Origin of the sequence: Dactylosporangium sp. NPDC050588 (genome assembly GCF_040654975.1) — a bacterium.
Taxonomy (GTDB): domain Bacteria; phylum Actinomycetota; class Actinomycetes; order Mycobacteriales; family Micromonosporaceae; genus Dactylosporangium; species Dactylosporangium maewongense.
Window position 1 is genome coordinate 1 of sequence record NZ_JBFAJA010000026.1, and the last position, 13,920, is coordinate 13,920.

Sequence of the window (13,920 nt, forward strand, 5' to 3'; positions counted from 1 at the left end):
CGGCGCTCGGGCCGAGCGCCGTCGCGGGGCTGGCTGGTCAGCCGGTCATGACGCCGGCTCGACCGGGAGCCAGAGCTCGCAGGTCGCGGTGGCGAAGTCGGCGGCACGGTCGAGGATCGAGACGATGGAAGGGCCCGGCCGCAGGCGCCACGGGTTGGAGGGGAACCACTCGGTGGCGGTCGCCGCCCAGGTCGACTGCAGCGTCTGCGGGAACGGGCCGCTGGTGCGGAACACGGCCCACCGGCCGGCTGCGACCTCGATGGCGTCGAGGTCCTCCGGAACCGCCGAGCCCTGAGCGACGGCGACGCCGTGCAGGTAGGTCAGCTCGGTGCCCTCGGCGGCGTCGGGGTCGACGTCGTCGGTGACCTGCAGCAGGCCACCGGGTTCGGTGTCGCTCAGCGCCTTCAGGCGGACGTGCTCGGTCTGCGGCAGGGCGGCGATGTGCTCCTGGATGTGCGGGTTGACGCCGTGGTGGATCAGCGGCACGCGGGCCGCGTGCCCGATGAGCCGGAACGCGGGCCGCTCGACGATGCGGGTGTCCATGGGGTTGCTCCCTTCGACGGTCAGGCGGAACCTGACCTGCGGTTGTGTGCGAAGGGGGCCACCGTCCCGCCGGACGTCGCCGGGTGCGGCGCCGTGCACCGCCCGGAACGCCCGCCCGAACGCCTCGGTCGAGGTGTACCCGTACCGGACGGCGATGCTGAGCAGGTCGTCGCCGCCCTGCACGACGTCGGCCGCGGCCACCGTCATCCGGCGCCGCCGCACGTACTCCGACAGCGGCATCCCCGCCAGCGACGAGAACATCCGCCGCAGGTGGTACTCCGTGGTGCCGGCCGCCCCGGCGAGCCCGGTGACGTCGAGCTCGCCGGTCAGCTGCCGCTCGATGTGGTCCACGAGCCGGTTGAGCGCTGCGATCACGGTGGCCTCCCTTCGACGTCCAGCCTCGCCGCCGACGGGCCGGTCGCGCCCGACACCTGCGGACCGATCCGATCATCCGCCACCGTCGCCGCCACGGGACACACCGACACCGTTGCGGCGGCTAAGGTGCGACCCCATGGGCCTGCACTGTGGATTCCTCGTCGCCACCGCCGAACCCGCCGCGCTGCTGGAGGAGCTGTCCCGGCACGCGGGTGAGCTCACGCCGGGCGCCGTGGTCGACCGGACAGCCGACGCGGACGCCGGCGAGTTCGGCCTGCTGCTCGGCGGCGGCGACGGCCGGGCGTTCCTGGTCGACACGTCCATGATGCTGTCCGACGCGGCCGACATGATCATCGAGATGTCCAAGGTGCTGGGCACCGTCGTCGGCGCCGGCGCGGAGACGGTTTCCGGCTCGTACTGGCTGACGGTGGCGCGCGACGGTGACCTCGTCCGGCACGCGTTCATGTCGTTCGCGGGGCTGACCCTCGGCATGGCGATCGGTGCGCCGCTGCCGTGCGAGGAGGAGTTCCCGCTCGTCGACAGCAGCGGCGACGGCGTGTTCGCCGCGATGGCGGAGTTCGGCCTCGACCCGTCCGCGTGGCTGCGCTCCGGGCCGGCGACGGTCGTGACGTTCGACGCGACCAGGCTCCCGGCGGGCGGGCACGTCGCCGAGATCCGCCGCGAGCACACCGAGCGGCACGGGCGCCCGGATGGCGAGTGGCTGCACGAGCTCGTCGCCGTCGAAGCGAAGCAGTCCCGCCGGGCCGTCAGCGGTTGAGCGCGCCGGCCGGAGCGTCGTTCCCCGGTGTCGTGACTCCGCGGGGCGGGCTTCGGCCAGCACAATGGTCCGCATGGATGTGAAGCTGACCGTTGTGAGCCTGTTCCCCGACGACGCGGGGGCGCAGGACGAGGCCACCCGGCTGTTCGGCGCCGAGCTGTGGCGTGCGGGGGTCGACGCCGTGCCGGTCACCGGGCCGGCGCCGGAGGGGGCGAAGTCCGGCGCCGCGCAGACGATCGGGCAGCTCGCGGTCGCCGGGGTGTTCTCCGCCGCGACCGTCACCGCGATCAGCCAGATCGCGGTCGCGTTCATCAACCGGCACGCCGCGAAACGGATCAGGCTGACCGCCGGCGACGTCGAGCTGGAGATCGACGGCGACCTCGGCCCGGCGCAGCAGGAGGCGCTCGCCAAGGTCGTCGCCACGCTGGCGGACCGCGGGGCCGCAGCCGACCGGTAGGCCGGCACGAACGCGGAGGAGGAGCCCGCGACGGTGCTCGGCCCGGATGCGCCGAGCCCGCCGCGGGGCACGTAGTCAGCTCTTGACGGAGCCTGCCATGAGACCGCCGATGAACCAGCGGCCGAGCACGATGTAGACGAGCAGGGTGGGCAGCGACGCGATCAGCGCGCCGGCCATCGAGGCGGCGTAGTCCGGGGACTGGGCGCCGGCGAGGGCGTTGAGCGCGATGGTGATCGGGCCGTTGCGGGTGTTGGACATGAAGATGGCGAACAGGTAGTCGTTCCAGGCCGACGTGAACTGCCAGATCACCGTGACGACGAAGCCGGGCGCGGACAGCGGCAGGATCACCGACCCGAACGTGCGGAGCATGCCGGCGCCGTCGACGCGGCTCGCCTCGATCAGCTCGACGGGCACGGTGGTGGCGTAGTAGTTGCGGAAGATGAGGGTGCAGATGGGGATGCCGTAGACGCAGTGGACGAAGACCAGGGTCGGGATGCCGGGCGGCAGGCCGATGTCGTGGACGATCGAGCGCAGCGGGATCATGACGGCCTGGTACGGGATGAACATGCCGAACAGGATCAGCGTGAACACCACGTCGGCGCCGGGGAAGCGCCAGCGGGACAGCACGAAACCGTTGGCGGCGCCCAGGATCGAGGAGATGACCGCGACGGGGACGGCGAGCTCGAACGTGCGGATGAACGACGGCCGCAGCGACGTCCACGCCTTCTCCCACGACGCGAACGTCCACTCGTGCGGGAGGTTCCACTGGCCGTTGACGCCGATCTCGCGGCCCGACTTCAGGCTGGTCACGATCAGCACGTACGCCGGCATCAGCACGATGACGAGAAAGAGCAGCAGCAGCGCGTACGTGATGACCCGCCCGAGCGGCGAGCGGCGGTTGATCCCGCCACTCGGCTTGCGGCCGGGGGACGGCACCGTGGCGGCGTCGGCGGCGTCGCGTGGGATGGTGGCGGTCATGAGCGTCGCTCCACGCGGTTGTTGTAGACCAGGTACGGGATGATGACGACCGCGACGAGCAGCAGCAGGATGACCGAGATCGCGGCGGCCTTGGCGTAGTCGCTGGTGAGCAGCGTCTGCCACACGTACACGGCGGGGACCTCGGTGATCCACTGGGCGCCCGACACCGACATGATCAGGTCGAACATCTTCATCGACATGTGCCCGAGGATGATCAGCGCCGACAGTGCGGTCGGGGTGAGCTGCGGGAAGATGACGTGCCGGTAGAGCTGGTAGCCGGAGGCGCCGTCCATCGCGGCGGCCTCGCGCAGCTCGGCGGGGATGCCGCGGAACCCGGACAGGAACAGGGCCATCACGTAGCCCGACAGCTGCCAGATCGCGGGCAGGGCCATCGCGGCCATGCCCCAGTCGGGGTCGGTCCACCACGGGTTCTGCAGGAAGCCCAGGTGCAGGTCGGCGAAGATGCGGTTCAGGCCGCCGGCGGCGTCACCCGTGCCGGAGTTCATCAGCCACCGCCACACGACGCCGGACGCGACGAACGACACGGCCATCGGGAACAGGTACACCGCCCGGAAGAACCCCTCGGCGCGCACGCCGCGCTCCAGGAGGAACGCCCACAGCAGGCCCATCAGCAACGCGCCGAGCATGAAGACGACGGTGAAGACGAGCAGGTTCTTGAGCGAGTGCACGAACCGGTCGTTGATGTCCTCGGTGAAGAGGTCGACGAAGTTCTTCAGTCCGACGAATCCCTTGCTGCCCAACGCGTCGTGCTCGTCGGTCAGCGACAGCTTCGTGGTCCAGCCGATGAGGCCGTACACGAAGACGCCGAGCACGACGAGCGAGGGGGACAGCAGCAGCAGGCCCGGCGCCCACCGGCGCATCCGGGCCGTGTTCTTGGTGGTCAACGTTCTCCAATCACCGACGCGCCGGGGCTTTGTCCAAAGCCCCGGCGCGAAGACACCTACTTGCCGGCGAACTGCTTGGCGGCGGCGACGAGCGCCTTCTGCAGCGAAGCGACGTCACCGTCGCTGGAGAACTTGCCCTGCGCCGAGCCGACCGCACCCTGCCAGCCCTGCGAGCAGGCCGAGCCGTGCGGGCAGGACGGGACCGGGGTGCCCTTGGCCCAGTCGGCGATCGCGGCCTGCTGGTAGGCCGGGTAGTCGGTCGCGACGGAGTCGGTGCGGGCCGGGATGGAGCCCTTCTTCACGTTGAACGCCTTCTGCCCGGCCGCGGAGCCGAGGGTCTTCAGCCAGCACTTGGTGCCTTCGGCGTTCTTGGCGTTCTTCGGCAGCACGAACGAGTCGGCCAGCCACTGGTAGGCGTCGCCGTTGCCCGGGAACACCGAGTAGCTGTAGTCCTTGAAGTTCTTGGCGTCGAGGTCGGCGGCCTCCCAGTCACCCATGAGCTGGAACGCGGCCTTGCCCTCCATGAGCAGCTTCTCCGCGTCGGTCCAGTCGAACGTGTCGCGGTCCTTGTTGCTGTAGGTGAGCAGCTTCTTGTAGTCGTTGATCGCGGTCGTCACGTCCGCGCCGGCCCAGTCGGTCTTGCCGCTCCACAGGCCGTTGAACTTGTCGGCGCCGAGGTCGGAGATGAGCACGGCCTCGAACAGCATCTGCTGCGTCCAGTCCTTGCCCAGCGCGAGCGGCGCCGCGATGCCCTTGGCCTTCAACGTGTCCAGCTGCGTGAAGAACTCGGGCAGCGACTTCGCCGGCGCGGTGATGCCCGCGCTGGCGAGGACGGTCTTGTTGGCCCACAGCACGTTCGCGCGGTGGATGTTCGCCGGCACGGAGTAGATCTTGCCGCCGACGGTGAGGCTGTCGACGAGACCCTTCGGGAACGCCGTGGTCAGGCCCCACTCCTTGTACTGGGCGCTGAGGTCCTCGATCTGGCCGGCCTTGATGTAGTCGGACAGCTCGGCGCCGGCGTGCGCCTGGAACGTGTCCGGCGGGTCGCTCTGCTGCAGGCGGGACGCGAGGACCTGCTTGGCGTTGGAGCCGGCACCGCCGGCGACCGCGCCGTTGACGAACTCGTACTGCGAGCAGTCGGTCTTGAACTGCGCGACGAGGCCGTCCAGGCCCGCCTTCTCACCGCCGTCGGCCCACCAGGTGAAGACCTCGACCTTCTTGCTGCCACCACTGCCGTTGCTGCTGCCGTCGCCGTCGTCGGCGCCGCAGCCGCTCACCACGAGGGCGAGGGCGAGGCCGGCGGCGGTGACGAGCGCACGCGTCTTGACGCGCATGTGTCCTCCTGTGCGGGGATTACACGGGGGTGTTGAGAGATGTCGGTGTGTGGTCGAACATGTTCGAGCATGATTGAAAGACCTGCCCGAACCTTCGTCCCGTACAGGCTGTTCTGTCAACTCACGGCAATCAAACTGTGATGTGACGGCTCATGGCCCAGACTTTTGAAGAGACTTGACGAAACTCGCCACCTCGGCTTCTCAAGGCCGGACGCGGTCGATCGATGGATATTCGGCTGACGCCGGGCCTGCGGCGGCTTAGCCTTCGCCGGTGCCGTCCGACTTGATCATCCGTGCGATGCGCGCGCCCGCCGACTACGCCGCGGTCGCGGACCTGCTGACCCGCTGCGGCGACACGGTCACCGCAGAGGACCTCGCCGGGCAGGACGCCGCGATGCCGCCGCACGGCGCGCTGTCCACCGACGACGAGGGCAGGGTGGTGGGGCATGACCGCGTCCGGTACGTCTGTCCGGGCGACGGCGGCCTCGTCGGGTACGCCGTGGCCTGGCGCGCCCCATGGACGCCCGCCGGCGTGGTCGACGGCGACAGGTGCCGCCCAGACTGGCTGTTCCTCGCCCTGCACGACGAGGCCCCGCACGACGAGGCCCCGCACGACGAGCGGGTCGTCGGCGTGTGCCAGCTGCGCGCCACCGACGACCCGCACACCGCCTGCAACGACTACACCGCCGTCGCCCGCTCCTGGCGCGGCCACGGCATCGCCCGCGCGCTGAAGCTCCACGCCGCCGGACAGGCGGCCCGGTCCGGGATCCAGCACCTGCGCACCGAGGTCGAGGCCTCCAACGGCCCGATGCTCGCCGTCAACGACCGGCTCGGCTACCGACGCGGCCGGGGCCACCACCGCATGGTCAGAACCTGCGGGCGCGACGCCGGATAGTCGGCCGCGATCCACGCGGGCTGATTGAACCGGCGCCGTAGCGGGCAACCACTCTCCTAAGTGGTGTGTCGCGCCTCCCCCGGCGCGGCGCCGATCGGCAACGAATGCGAGGAGCGGTATTCATGGCTGAGAACACCAAGCAGACCAGCGAGAAGGCGGCCTCCGCGGCGAGCGAGGTCCTGCGCGACCCCGACGCGACCAACGCGGACAAGCAGGCCGCCGGCAGCGCGCTGTCGCAGAAGGCCCCGAAGTCCGGCTCGCAGAAGTGACGCACTGACGAAGGCCCGGCCGATCCGGCCGGGCCTTCGTCGCGCGAGGGACCTCAGCCGCGTTCGAGCAGCTTCGCCATGCGGGCCTGGTCCTCGAGGACCTCGTTGATGCGGGCCTGCACGGTGTCCATCTGGCCGATGGTCTCGCTGGTGACGTGGATGCCGTCGGTGACGGACTGGGCGTTGGTCTGGATGCCGGCGATCTGCTCGGCGACCTTCTGCGTCGCCGTGGCGGTCTCACGGGCGAGATCCTTGACCTCGCCGGCCACGACCGCGAAGCCCTTGCCGACGTCGCCGGCGCGGGCGGCCTCGATGGTGGCGTTGAGGGCGAGCAGGTTCGTCTGGTCGGCGATCGAACGCCGGGCGGGCCCGAGGACTTGGCAGCCAGACCGCGCCGCAGAGGAACCCGTAGGAGCCGACCAGCGACTCGACCGTGATCCGCCAGGTCGACGCCTCGTCGGCCGCCCGCTCCAGGGCTACGACCAACTGCTCCAACGCCTCCACGTCCCTGGGGAACGCGGAGTCGGGCTCCTGGACTCGACCACGTGCTCGCAGCAGGCCCAACGTGACCCCTCCGGTCGGTGCGGCGGCCGTACTTGCGACCAACCGGCGCCGAACCCTGCAACTTTACGGCTTCCGGGCGACCACCGCGTAGATCTGCAGGTCCTCGCTGACCGGGCGCTGATCCGTGTCGGGGCGCCAGTCGCCGACCGGGACGATGCCGGGCTCGACGATCTCCAGGCCCGCGAAGTAGCGCTCGAGGGTGGCGCGGGGCCGGGCGCGGACGTCGGTGCGGCCGGCGGCGAACATCTGCTCATACGCGGTGATGCCCTGCGGGGTGCTGAAGTCCATCGTGCCGTGGGTGATCACCAGGTAGCTACCGGACGGCACCGCGTCGACCAGGCGCTTGACGATGGCGGCGACCTGCTCGTCGTCGTGCACGAAGTGCAGGGTGGTGATCAGCAGGACGCCGACCGGGCGGGTCATGTCGAGCGTCTCGAGGAGGCTCGGGTGCTCCAGGATCGAGTCGGGGTCACGGACGTCGGCCTCGAGGTAGGCGGTCGCGCCGGACGGGTCGCCCTGCAGCAGCGCCCGGGCGTGCACCATCACGATCGGGTCGTTGTCGACGTAGACCACCCGCGACTCGGGGGCGACCCGCTGCGCGACCTCGTGCGTGTTGTCGGGCGCGGGCAGGCCGGTGCCGAGGTCGAGGAACTGCCGGACGCCGGCCTCGGCCAGGAAGTGCACGACGCGGCGCAGGAACGCCCGGTTGGCCCTGGCCAGGGCGACGACGGCCGGGAAGGCGGCGGCGATCGCGTCGCCGGACTCGCGGTCAGCTGCGAAGTGGTCCTTGCCGCCGAGCCAGTAACTGTACCGCCGCGCCGGGTGCGGCACAGTGGTGTCGATCCGGCTCTGCTCGCTGCTGTCCACCGGCATCCTTTCCAGGCGGCGTGCTGTGTCGTGACCGAACTTAGCGGTTCGTCACAACAACACCAACCACCGCCCGGACTACTCGCCGATGCCGGTCCGGCCCGGATCGGCCAGGGTCTCGTCGATGTCGGCGCTGGTCTTGGCCAGGATCGAGCGGACCTCGTCGCGGGTCAGCTCCCCCGGCGCGTGCCACAGCTCGGCGAAGTCCTTGGCGATCACGCTCTCCACCACGATCCACGCGGCGACCGACGGGTACATCCTGCCGTGGCCGATCATCTCGCGGAACGCGGCGTACGCGGGCTCCGTCTCCAGCCTCGTCCCGGCGACCGCCTCCGAGCGCGCGGGCCAGAGGCCGGTGCTCACGGCGTACCGCTGCTGGCTCTGCTTCCCGGTGAGGAACCGCACCCATTCGAAGGCGGCCCCGGGGTGCTTCGCGTCCTTGAGGATCGCCAGGTTGGAGCCGCCGAGGAAGCCGAACCGCCCGGCCCTGCCCGCCGGCAGCGGCGCGGTCGCCCAGCCGGCCCGCAGGCCGGGGCGGTCCGGGTCGGCCAGGAAGTCGCCGACGGACTGGGAGTTGTCGATGGTGACAGCGCCGCGACCGGCGGCGAACGCGGCCGGCACGTCGTTGGAGACCATCCGCGCCACCTGCGGGTCGTTGAACCGCGCGACCAGCCGCTGGTAGTAGCGCACGGCGTCGACGGCCGCCGGCTCGGACAGGCGCGACGCGGTGCCGGCCGCGTCCAGCAGGTCCCCGCCCGCGCTCCACACGAACGGTGCCACGTTGTGGATGATGCCGAAGGTGTTCTCGTTGCCGATCGCCAGCGGCGCGACCCCGCCGCCGGTGGCCTGGATCCGCTGCAGGGCCGCCTCCAGCGACTCCCACGTGGCGAACGCCGTGGCCGCGTCCAGACCGGCGGCCTTGAGCACGTCGGTACGGTAGAACAGCGCCCGCACGTCGACCAGCCATGGCATCGCCGTCGTGTCCGGGGATCCGATGAGATGGCTGGAGCTCCAGCTGGCGGCGGTGAAGGCCGTCTGCCCGCCGACCGCGTCGATCTCGGCCGCCGTGTAGGGGCGCAGCGCCCCCAGCTGGCTGAAGCCGCCGACCCAGGTGGTGCCGAGCTGGGTGACGTCGGGGCCTTCGCCGCTGGCCGACGCGGTGCTCAGCCGCGTGAGCGCGTCCTCCCAGACGACCCGCACGGGGTTGACGGTGATGTTGGGGTGCGCGGCGTGGAACTCCTTGGCCTCCTCGGCCACGGCCTTCTCCTGCAGCGGCCCGCCCGACGGCATGTACCAGAAGTCGATCGTGACGGGCGGCTGGTCCGCGGCGTACCCGACGGTCTCCTTCGCACCGTCACCGCCTCCGGCGCACCCGGACATCGCGAGCGCGGCGACGACGGCGACCGCCAGAACCCTGAACACGCCCCGTCCATCGGCCGCACGACCCTCCACTTGAGCCCCGCGACCAAGGCGAATAGTCGACACAAGTCGTGTCACGCGAATGAGGCCGACCGCGCACACCTGCGCCGATCCGGTTTTCGGCTGGTCGGGGGCGTGGTGGCCGGCCGATACCGTCCGTGCCGCTGCGCCGCCGGGCCTGGGGGTGCAGCCTGAAACGGAGGCCTTCGCCAGATGAGACATATGACTGTGCTGTTCGTGCTCGCCGTCGCCGCCGCCCGCGACAGGGCGCGCCAGGCCGCTCTGGTCGCGCCTGGCCGTCCGGCCGGCCGGGCGGGCGTGGCCGGCCCGCTGCACGAGCTGGCGGTGCTGCTGCTCGACGAAGGGCGGCCCGGGGACGCGCTCGAATCGGCCCGCACGGCCATCGCCGCGTGGCGCGCCGTCCTCGCCGACGACCCGGACTACTACAGCGGCGAGCTGGCCGGCACCCTCGCCGTCCACGCCCGTGCGCTGTGGGCGGTCGGCCGCCGAGGGGAGGCACTCGCCGCGGGCCTCGAGGCGGCCGACCGGTTCCGTGACCTCCTGCCCGCGAGCCGGGCCGACCTGATCCGCGCGCTCCTGCTGGTCTCCGGATTCCGCCGGGACGAGGATGCCCTTCCGCACGCCCTCGAAGCGGTGGAATTGGCCCGGGAGGCGGCGCCGGAGCTGCTCGCGCGGGCGCTGGCCCGCCTCGCGGCGGTCCACACCGGCCTGGGTCGCGCCGACGACGCCGCCGCGGCCACCCGGGAGGGGCTGGCCGTGTGGCTGCGGGCGGAGCCCGCCTCCGGCCTCCTCGAACCCGAGGACGCCGGAGTGCTCACCGGGCTCGCCGCGGCCCTCGCGTCGAACGGCCGGCCCGGCGTGGCGGTCGAGGTGATGAGCGCCGTCGCCACGGCGTACCGGCGCCGCATCCGCACCTTCCGGCTGATCGACGGCCCGGCCGGGCCCGCCGCGACCTCCGACGCGCGACAGTTGCGCCACCACCTGCGGACCCGGCTGCGCGACACCTTGCGCGCCAGGGCCGCTTATCACTCCAAGCGCTGACGGCCGCCGTCGCCGCCAGAACCCTGAGCACGCCCCGTCCATCGGCCGCACGACCCTCCACTTGAGCACGGGAGCCGGGGACGGATAGTCGACACAAGTCGTGTCACGGAAATGAGGCCGATCGCGCTGACCTGCGGCACCACGGCTTCCGGCCGCTCGGGGGCATGGCGGCGGGCCGATACCGTCCGTGCGGCTGCGCCCCCGAGCCTGGGGCGCACCTTGATACGGAGGCAATCTCAGCATGCGACACATAACCGCGTTGTTCGTGCTCGTCCTGGCAGGGGCCGGCCTGACCGGCTGCAAGGTCGAGACACAGGCCGGGACGCCGGCGGCGGGCCAGGTCGTCGGTTCGCCCGCGGCCGCGTTGCCGCCGAAGGAGGCCCTGCTGGCGGCCGTGCGGGAACTGGGCAGCACCGCCTACACGTTCGAGATCAAGCAGGGCGCGAAGACCGGCGGGGGCAGGATCGACCCCGCGGACCAGGCCGCCACGATGTCCATGGGCGGCCGGGTCGGGTCCATCGACATGTCCGTGGCGTACACCGTCATCGCGCCCGAGCTGTGGGTCAAGGCCGACTTCGGCGCGCAGCTCAACAAGGCGTGGGGCGTCGACGCGGCGCACTGGATGCGGGTCGACCGGTCGAAGGTCGGCGCCGCGGCGACGCTGCCGATCGACCCGGCCGGCGCACCGCGGCTGGGCATCACCGAACTGTGCGAGAGCGGTCTGGGCGAGGTTGAGCGGACCGATGCCAAACACTACAAGGGCACCGTCGACGTGACGGCCGCCGACACCATCCTGGCGCCCCCGGACGACGCGGTGCGCAAGGCCGGCGCGAAGGCCAAGGCGGTCCCGTTCACGGCGACCGTCGACGCCAAGGGCCGGCTGACCGAGTTCGCCGTGGACGGCGACGCGATCGACCCGGAGCTGTCGATCCGGCTGACCTTCGCCGGCTTCGGCTCGGTCCAGCCGGTCACCGCGCCGGCCGGCGCGGTGACCGCCCCGGACTCGGTCTACAAGCTGTTCGAGTGAAGCTCCCAGGGTGGGGTGCGGTGGCCGCCGCACCCCACACGGTTTCCCAGTAATCCTATCTACTAAGTATCAATTAGTCCACGCCCGGGCCGGCTTCGTGACGAGCGCGACGGGTCGTTGACAGCCGCGCATCGACGCTGCTGCACTGTTTGCATGGCCAGCACGCCACTGTGGACCCGCGACCACATCGACTTCGGTCGAGTGTGGTCGGCCAGCTGTCCCGCCTGACTCACGCCCGCTTCCTTCCGGCGACCCCTGCGCGACGCGGGATGTGTTCGCCCCCGAACCACTTCGTGAGGAACCCGTGATGTCGGCTCCGCGTGCCCGCAAACGTCCATCCACCGCAGACAGACACCGTTACGACTCGGCGTACGTCGTCGTCGCCGTCCCCTTCCCGGGTGGCGGACCGGCCGGCGACGTCGCTCCCCCGCTGGTCTTCCGGCTCCAGCCCCGTCCCCAGGGCCGGCGGCGATGAGGCGCGTCCGCACCGCCTACCGCTGGCTGCGCTGGCTGGGCGGCACCGACGCCGCCGACCGCCACTCCGGGCGCTGACCACCGCCGTTCCCCGCGCGGCCGCCGCCGGCGGACCAGCGTGGCGGCAGCACCAAAACGCTCCCGGTCGCGGGGTCGGAAACCCTGCGACCGGGAGCCGGTGAGCCGGGACGCGTCAGCCCCAGTAGCTCGCGGACCAGGCCTGCCCCGACCAGGTGCGGCCGGACCACGTGCGACCCGACCAGGTCCGGCCCGACCACGTGCGGCCGTCCCAGACGGCGCCGGACCACGTGCGGCCCGACCAGGTGCGACCGGCCCAGTTGCTGCCGGACCAGGTGCGGCCAGACCACGTGCGGCCGTTCCACGTGTCGCCGTTCCAGGCGGTGCCCGTCGTGCAGACCTGTGCCCAGCCGGCCGGCGTCCACGCCTGGCCCATGATGTCGACCTCGCCGGTGAGCTCGGCGCCCGTGTCGGGGTCGGCCACGTGCGAGGTGCCGCGCGACGCCTCCAGCGAGCCGAGGCCCGTCGCCGGCAGGTAGCCCTGCGCCGCGGCGGCCGGGGTCGGCGCCTTCACGGCGGCGGCGATGTCGAGCTGGCCCGCGCCCTGGGCGAGCGTGTCACCGGCCGGCATGGCGTCGGCGGTGCCCGTCAGCAGCTTCTTCACCTGGTCGGGGGTGAGCCCGGGGCGCTGCTGCAGCAGCAGCGCGGCGGCGCCGGACACGACCGCGGCGGCCTGCGAGGTGCCGCTGCCACGGAAGTACCGCTGGTCGGGGTCCTCGGGGATGCGCGCCTGCGGGTAGGCGGCGTCGATGAAGGCGTTGGGCACGCGCAGCGACACCACCGACTTGCCGGGCGCGACGAGGTCGGCGTGGCGGGCCGCGGAGCCGCCGGTGCTGAAGTCCGCGACGACGTCGTCGGAGCGGTCCGCGGTGGTCAGCGGGTCGGCGGCGCCGACGGCCAGGACGTTCGGGTTCTGCGCCGGCATCCCCACACGGGACTCCTGGAGGCCGTCGTTGCCGACGGACACCACGACGACGATGCCCTTCTTCCAGGCCGCCTCCACCGCGTACGACAGCGGGTCGAGGCGCTGGTCCTGGGTCGAGTCGGTGCCGAACGACAGGTTGAGCACCCGGATGTTGAGGCCGGGGTCGTCCTTGTGCGTCACGACCCAGTCGATCGCCGCGATGACCTGCGAGACGTCGACGGCGCCGTCGGCCGCGGCGACCTTCATGTTGACCAGGTGCGCGTCCGGCGCGACCCCGACGAACCGCTTCTTGTCCGCCTCTTTGCCGGCCGCGACCCCGCTGTCGCGGCCGGCGATGATGCCCGCCATGTGGGTGCCGTGCCCGAACGTGTCCAGGTTGCGCAGCGCGGGCGTCTGCGACTCGAACGACAGGTCGGGGCCGTTGACGACCTTCCCCGGCGTGTCGAGACCCGCGACCGGCGCGATCCCGGAGTCGATGACGGCGACGCCGACGCCCTGACCGGTCAGCTTCGCGCCGGACGCGTCGGTGGCCGACCAGACGTCCTGCGCCCCGATCGACTGGGTCAGGCTGTACATCGAGTGCTGGTCCTTGTCGGCGTTCCACTCCTCGCCCTGCAGGCGCACCGCGCCGTCGAGCGTGACCGCCCGTACCCCCGGCGCGGCGCTCACCGCGGCGAGCGCGCCCGCGGGAATCGTCGCGGTGAACGCCCCGACCAGGTCGAGGTGCTGCCCCACGGTGCCTCCCACCCGGGCTACGGCGGCCTCCGCTCCGCCGGACCCGTCATGCCGGACGATCACCGCCACCGACGCCTCGGCGGCGTGCCCCGTGCGGACGGCCGCGGCCGCCGGCCCCACGAGCGGCCCGGCCAGCAGACCGGTCGCCGCGGTCGCGGCAACAGCGGCCCGGATCAGGGAACCTGAACGCATCAAACCTCCATCTGACGGTGCGGTCATTCGATCGTGAGGCCCC

13 protein-coding genes and 1 pseudogene are annotated in these 13,920 nt (G+C 71.9%); 6 read left to right on the top strand and 8 right to left on the bottom strand.

Going from position 1 to position 13,920, the window contains the following annotated elements:
* Nucleotides 1-45: 45 nt before the first annotated feature.
* On the bottom strand, nucleotides 46-918 hold the full coding sequence (locus tag AB0I21_RS19460) for an AraC family transcriptional regulator (protein WP_360562856.1): 873 nt from the start codon (nucleotides 916-918) through the stop codon (nucleotides 46-48).
* A gap of 136 nt (nucleotides 919-1,054) precedes the next feature.
* Here AB0I21_RS19460 and AB0I21_RS19465 point away from each other — a divergent pair, with 136 nt between their 5' ends.
* Together AB0I21_RS19465 and AB0I21_RS19470 are read left to right on the top strand one after the other, a co-directional pair.
* Nucleotides 1,055-1,696, top strand: a complete 642-nt coding sequence (locus tag AB0I21_RS19465) for a hypothetical protein (RefSeq protein ID WP_360562858.1) — start codon at nucleotides 1,055-1,057, stop codon at nucleotides 1,694-1,696.
* 73 nt (nucleotides 1,697-1,769) lie between these two features.
* Entirely contained in the window at nucleotides 1,770-2,153 is a 384-nt protein-coding gene (locus AB0I21_RS19470; RefSeq protein WP_360562860.1) for a hypothetical protein, read from the top strand.
* Between the two features lie 75 nt (nucleotides 2,154-2,228).
* On the opposite strand, the gene AB0I21_RS19475 is transcribed toward AB0I21_RS19470, so the two are convergent.
* From AB0I21_RS19475 to AB0I21_RS19485, 3 genes are all read right to left on the bottom strand, one after another.
* Nucleotides 2,229-2,984 (bottom strand): carbohydrate ABC transporter permease, encoded by a 756-nt coding sequence (locus tag AB0I21_RS19475; RefSeq protein WP_344500728.1) that lies wholly within the window; start codon nucleotides 2,982-2,984, stop codon nucleotides 2,229-2,231.
* A gap of 143 nt (nucleotides 2,985-3,127) precedes the next feature.
* Nucleotides 3,128-4,012 (bottom strand): sugar ABC transporter permease, encoded by an 885-nt coding sequence (locus AB0I21_RS19480; protein WP_360563042.1) that lies wholly within the window; start codon nucleotides 4,010-4,012, stop codon nucleotides 3,128-3,130.
* An 80-nt stretch (nucleotides 4,013-4,092) separates the two neighbouring features.
* Nucleotides 4,093-5,370, bottom strand: coding sequence for an extracellular solute-binding protein (locus AB0I21_RS19485; protein ID WP_360562861.1), 1,278 nt, complete (start codon nucleotides 5,368-5,370; stop codon nucleotides 4,093-4,095).
* A 271-nt stretch (nucleotides 5,371-5,641) separates the two neighbouring features.
* On the opposite strand from AB0I21_RS19485, the gene AB0I21_RS19490 reads away from it, so the two are divergent.
* Together AB0I21_RS19490 and AB0I21_RS19495 are read left to right on the top strand one after the other, a co-directional pair.
* On the top strand, nucleotides 5,642-6,265 hold the full coding sequence (locus AB0I21_RS19490; protein ID WP_360562863.1) for a GNAT family N-acetyltransferase: 624 nt from the start codon (nucleotides 5,642-5,644) through the stop codon (nucleotides 6,263-6,265).
* Between the two features lie 122 nt (nucleotides 6,266-6,387).
* Nucleotides 6,388-6,534 (top strand): hypothetical protein, encoded by a 147-nt coding sequence (locus AB0I21_RS19495; protein WP_360562865.1) that lies wholly within the window; start codon nucleotides 6,388-6,390, stop codon nucleotides 6,532-6,534.
* A gap of 53 nt (nucleotides 6,535-6,587) precedes the next feature.
* Here AB0I21_RS19495 and AB0I21_RS19500 read toward each other — a convergent pair.
* From AB0I21_RS19500 to AB0I21_RS19510, 3 genes and pseudogenes are all read right to left on the bottom strand, one after another.
* Nucleotides 6,588-6,890 (bottom strand): annotated as a pseudogene (locus AB0I21_RS19500) (methyl-accepting chemotaxis protein); the annotation flags it as partial.
* Nucleotides 6,891-7,161: 271 nt separating this feature from the next.
* Nucleotides 7,162-7,965 carry an SAM-dependent methyltransferase gene (locus tag AB0I21_RS19505; protein ID WP_360562867.1) on the bottom strand — a complete coding sequence of 268 codons (804 nt, stop codon included), beginning with the start codon at nucleotides 7,963-7,965 and terminating at the stop codon, nucleotides 7,162-7,164.
* A gap of 78 nt (nucleotides 7,966-8,043) precedes the next feature.
* Nucleotides 8,044-9,387, bottom strand: coding sequence for an extracellular solute-binding protein (locus AB0I21_RS19510; protein WP_360562869.1), 1,344 nt, complete (start codon nucleotides 9,385-9,387; stop codon nucleotides 8,044-8,046).
* A 219-nt stretch (nucleotides 9,388-9,606) separates the two neighbouring features.
* On the opposite strand from AB0I21_RS19510, the gene AB0I21_RS19515 reads away from it, so the two are divergent.
* Together AB0I21_RS19515 and AB0I21_RS19520 are read left to right on the top strand one after the other, a co-directional pair.
* Nucleotides 9,607-10,446, top strand: a complete 840-nt coding sequence (locus AB0I21_RS19515) for a hypothetical protein (RefSeq protein WP_360562870.1) — start codon at nucleotides 9,607-9,609, stop codon at nucleotides 10,444-10,446.
* A 241-nt stretch (nucleotides 10,447-10,687) separates the two neighbouring features.
* Complete coding sequence (locus tag AB0I21_RS19520) at nucleotides 10,688-11,473, top strand: hypothetical protein (protein ID WP_360562872.1); 786 nt, start codon at nucleotides 10,688-10,690, stop codon at nucleotides 11,471-11,473.
* Nucleotides 11,474-12,140: 667 nt separating this feature from the next.
* Here AB0I21_RS19520 and AB0I21_RS19525 read toward each other — a convergent pair.
* A complete protein-coding gene (locus tag AB0I21_RS19525) occupies nucleotides 12,141-13,877 on the bottom strand; it encodes a S8 family serine peptidase (protein WP_360562873.1) in 1,737 nt (578 codons plus the stop codon).
* Nucleotides 13,878-13,920: the final 43 nt, after the last annotated feature.

Bases quoted from the DNA above. Each gene is read 5' to 3' on its own strand.
- AB0I21_RS19470 (WP_360562860.1), top strand. From the start codon at position 1,770: ATGGATGTGAAGCTGACCGTTGTGAGCCTGTTCCCCGACGACGCGGGG.
- AB0I21_RS19465 (WP_360562858.1), top strand. From the start codon at position 1,055: ATGGGCCTGCACTGTGGATTCCTCGTCGCCACCGCCGAACCCGCCGCG.
- AB0I21_RS19495 (WP_360562865.1), top strand. From the start codon at position 6,388: ATGGCTGAGAACACCAAGCAGACCAGCGAGAAGGCGGCCTCCGCGGCG.
- AB0I21_RS19520 (WP_360562872.1), top strand. From the start codon at position 10,688: ATGCGACACATAACCGCGTTGTTCGTGCTCGTCCTGGCAGGGGCCGGC.
- AB0I21_RS19480 (WP_360563042.1), bottom strand. From the start codon at position 4,012: ATGCGCCGGTGGGCGCCGGGCCTGCTGCTGCTGTCCCCCTCGCTCGTC.
- AB0I21_RS19485 (WP_360562861.1), bottom strand. From the start codon at position 5,370: ATGCGCGTCAAGACGCGTGCGCTCGTCACCGCCGCCGGCCTCGCCCTC.
- AB0I21_RS19515 (WP_360562870.1), top strand. From the start codon at position 9,607: ATGACTGTGCTGTTCGTGCTCGCCGTCGCCGCCGCCCGCGACAGGGCG.
- AB0I21_RS19525 (WP_360562873.1), bottom strand. From the start codon at position 13,877: ATGCGTTCAGGTTCCCTGATCCGGGCCGCTGTTGCCGCGACCGCGGCG.
- AB0I21_RS19475 (WP_344500728.1), bottom strand. From the start codon at position 2,984: ATGCCGGCGTACGTGCTGATCGTGACCAGCCTGAAGTCGGGCCGCGAG.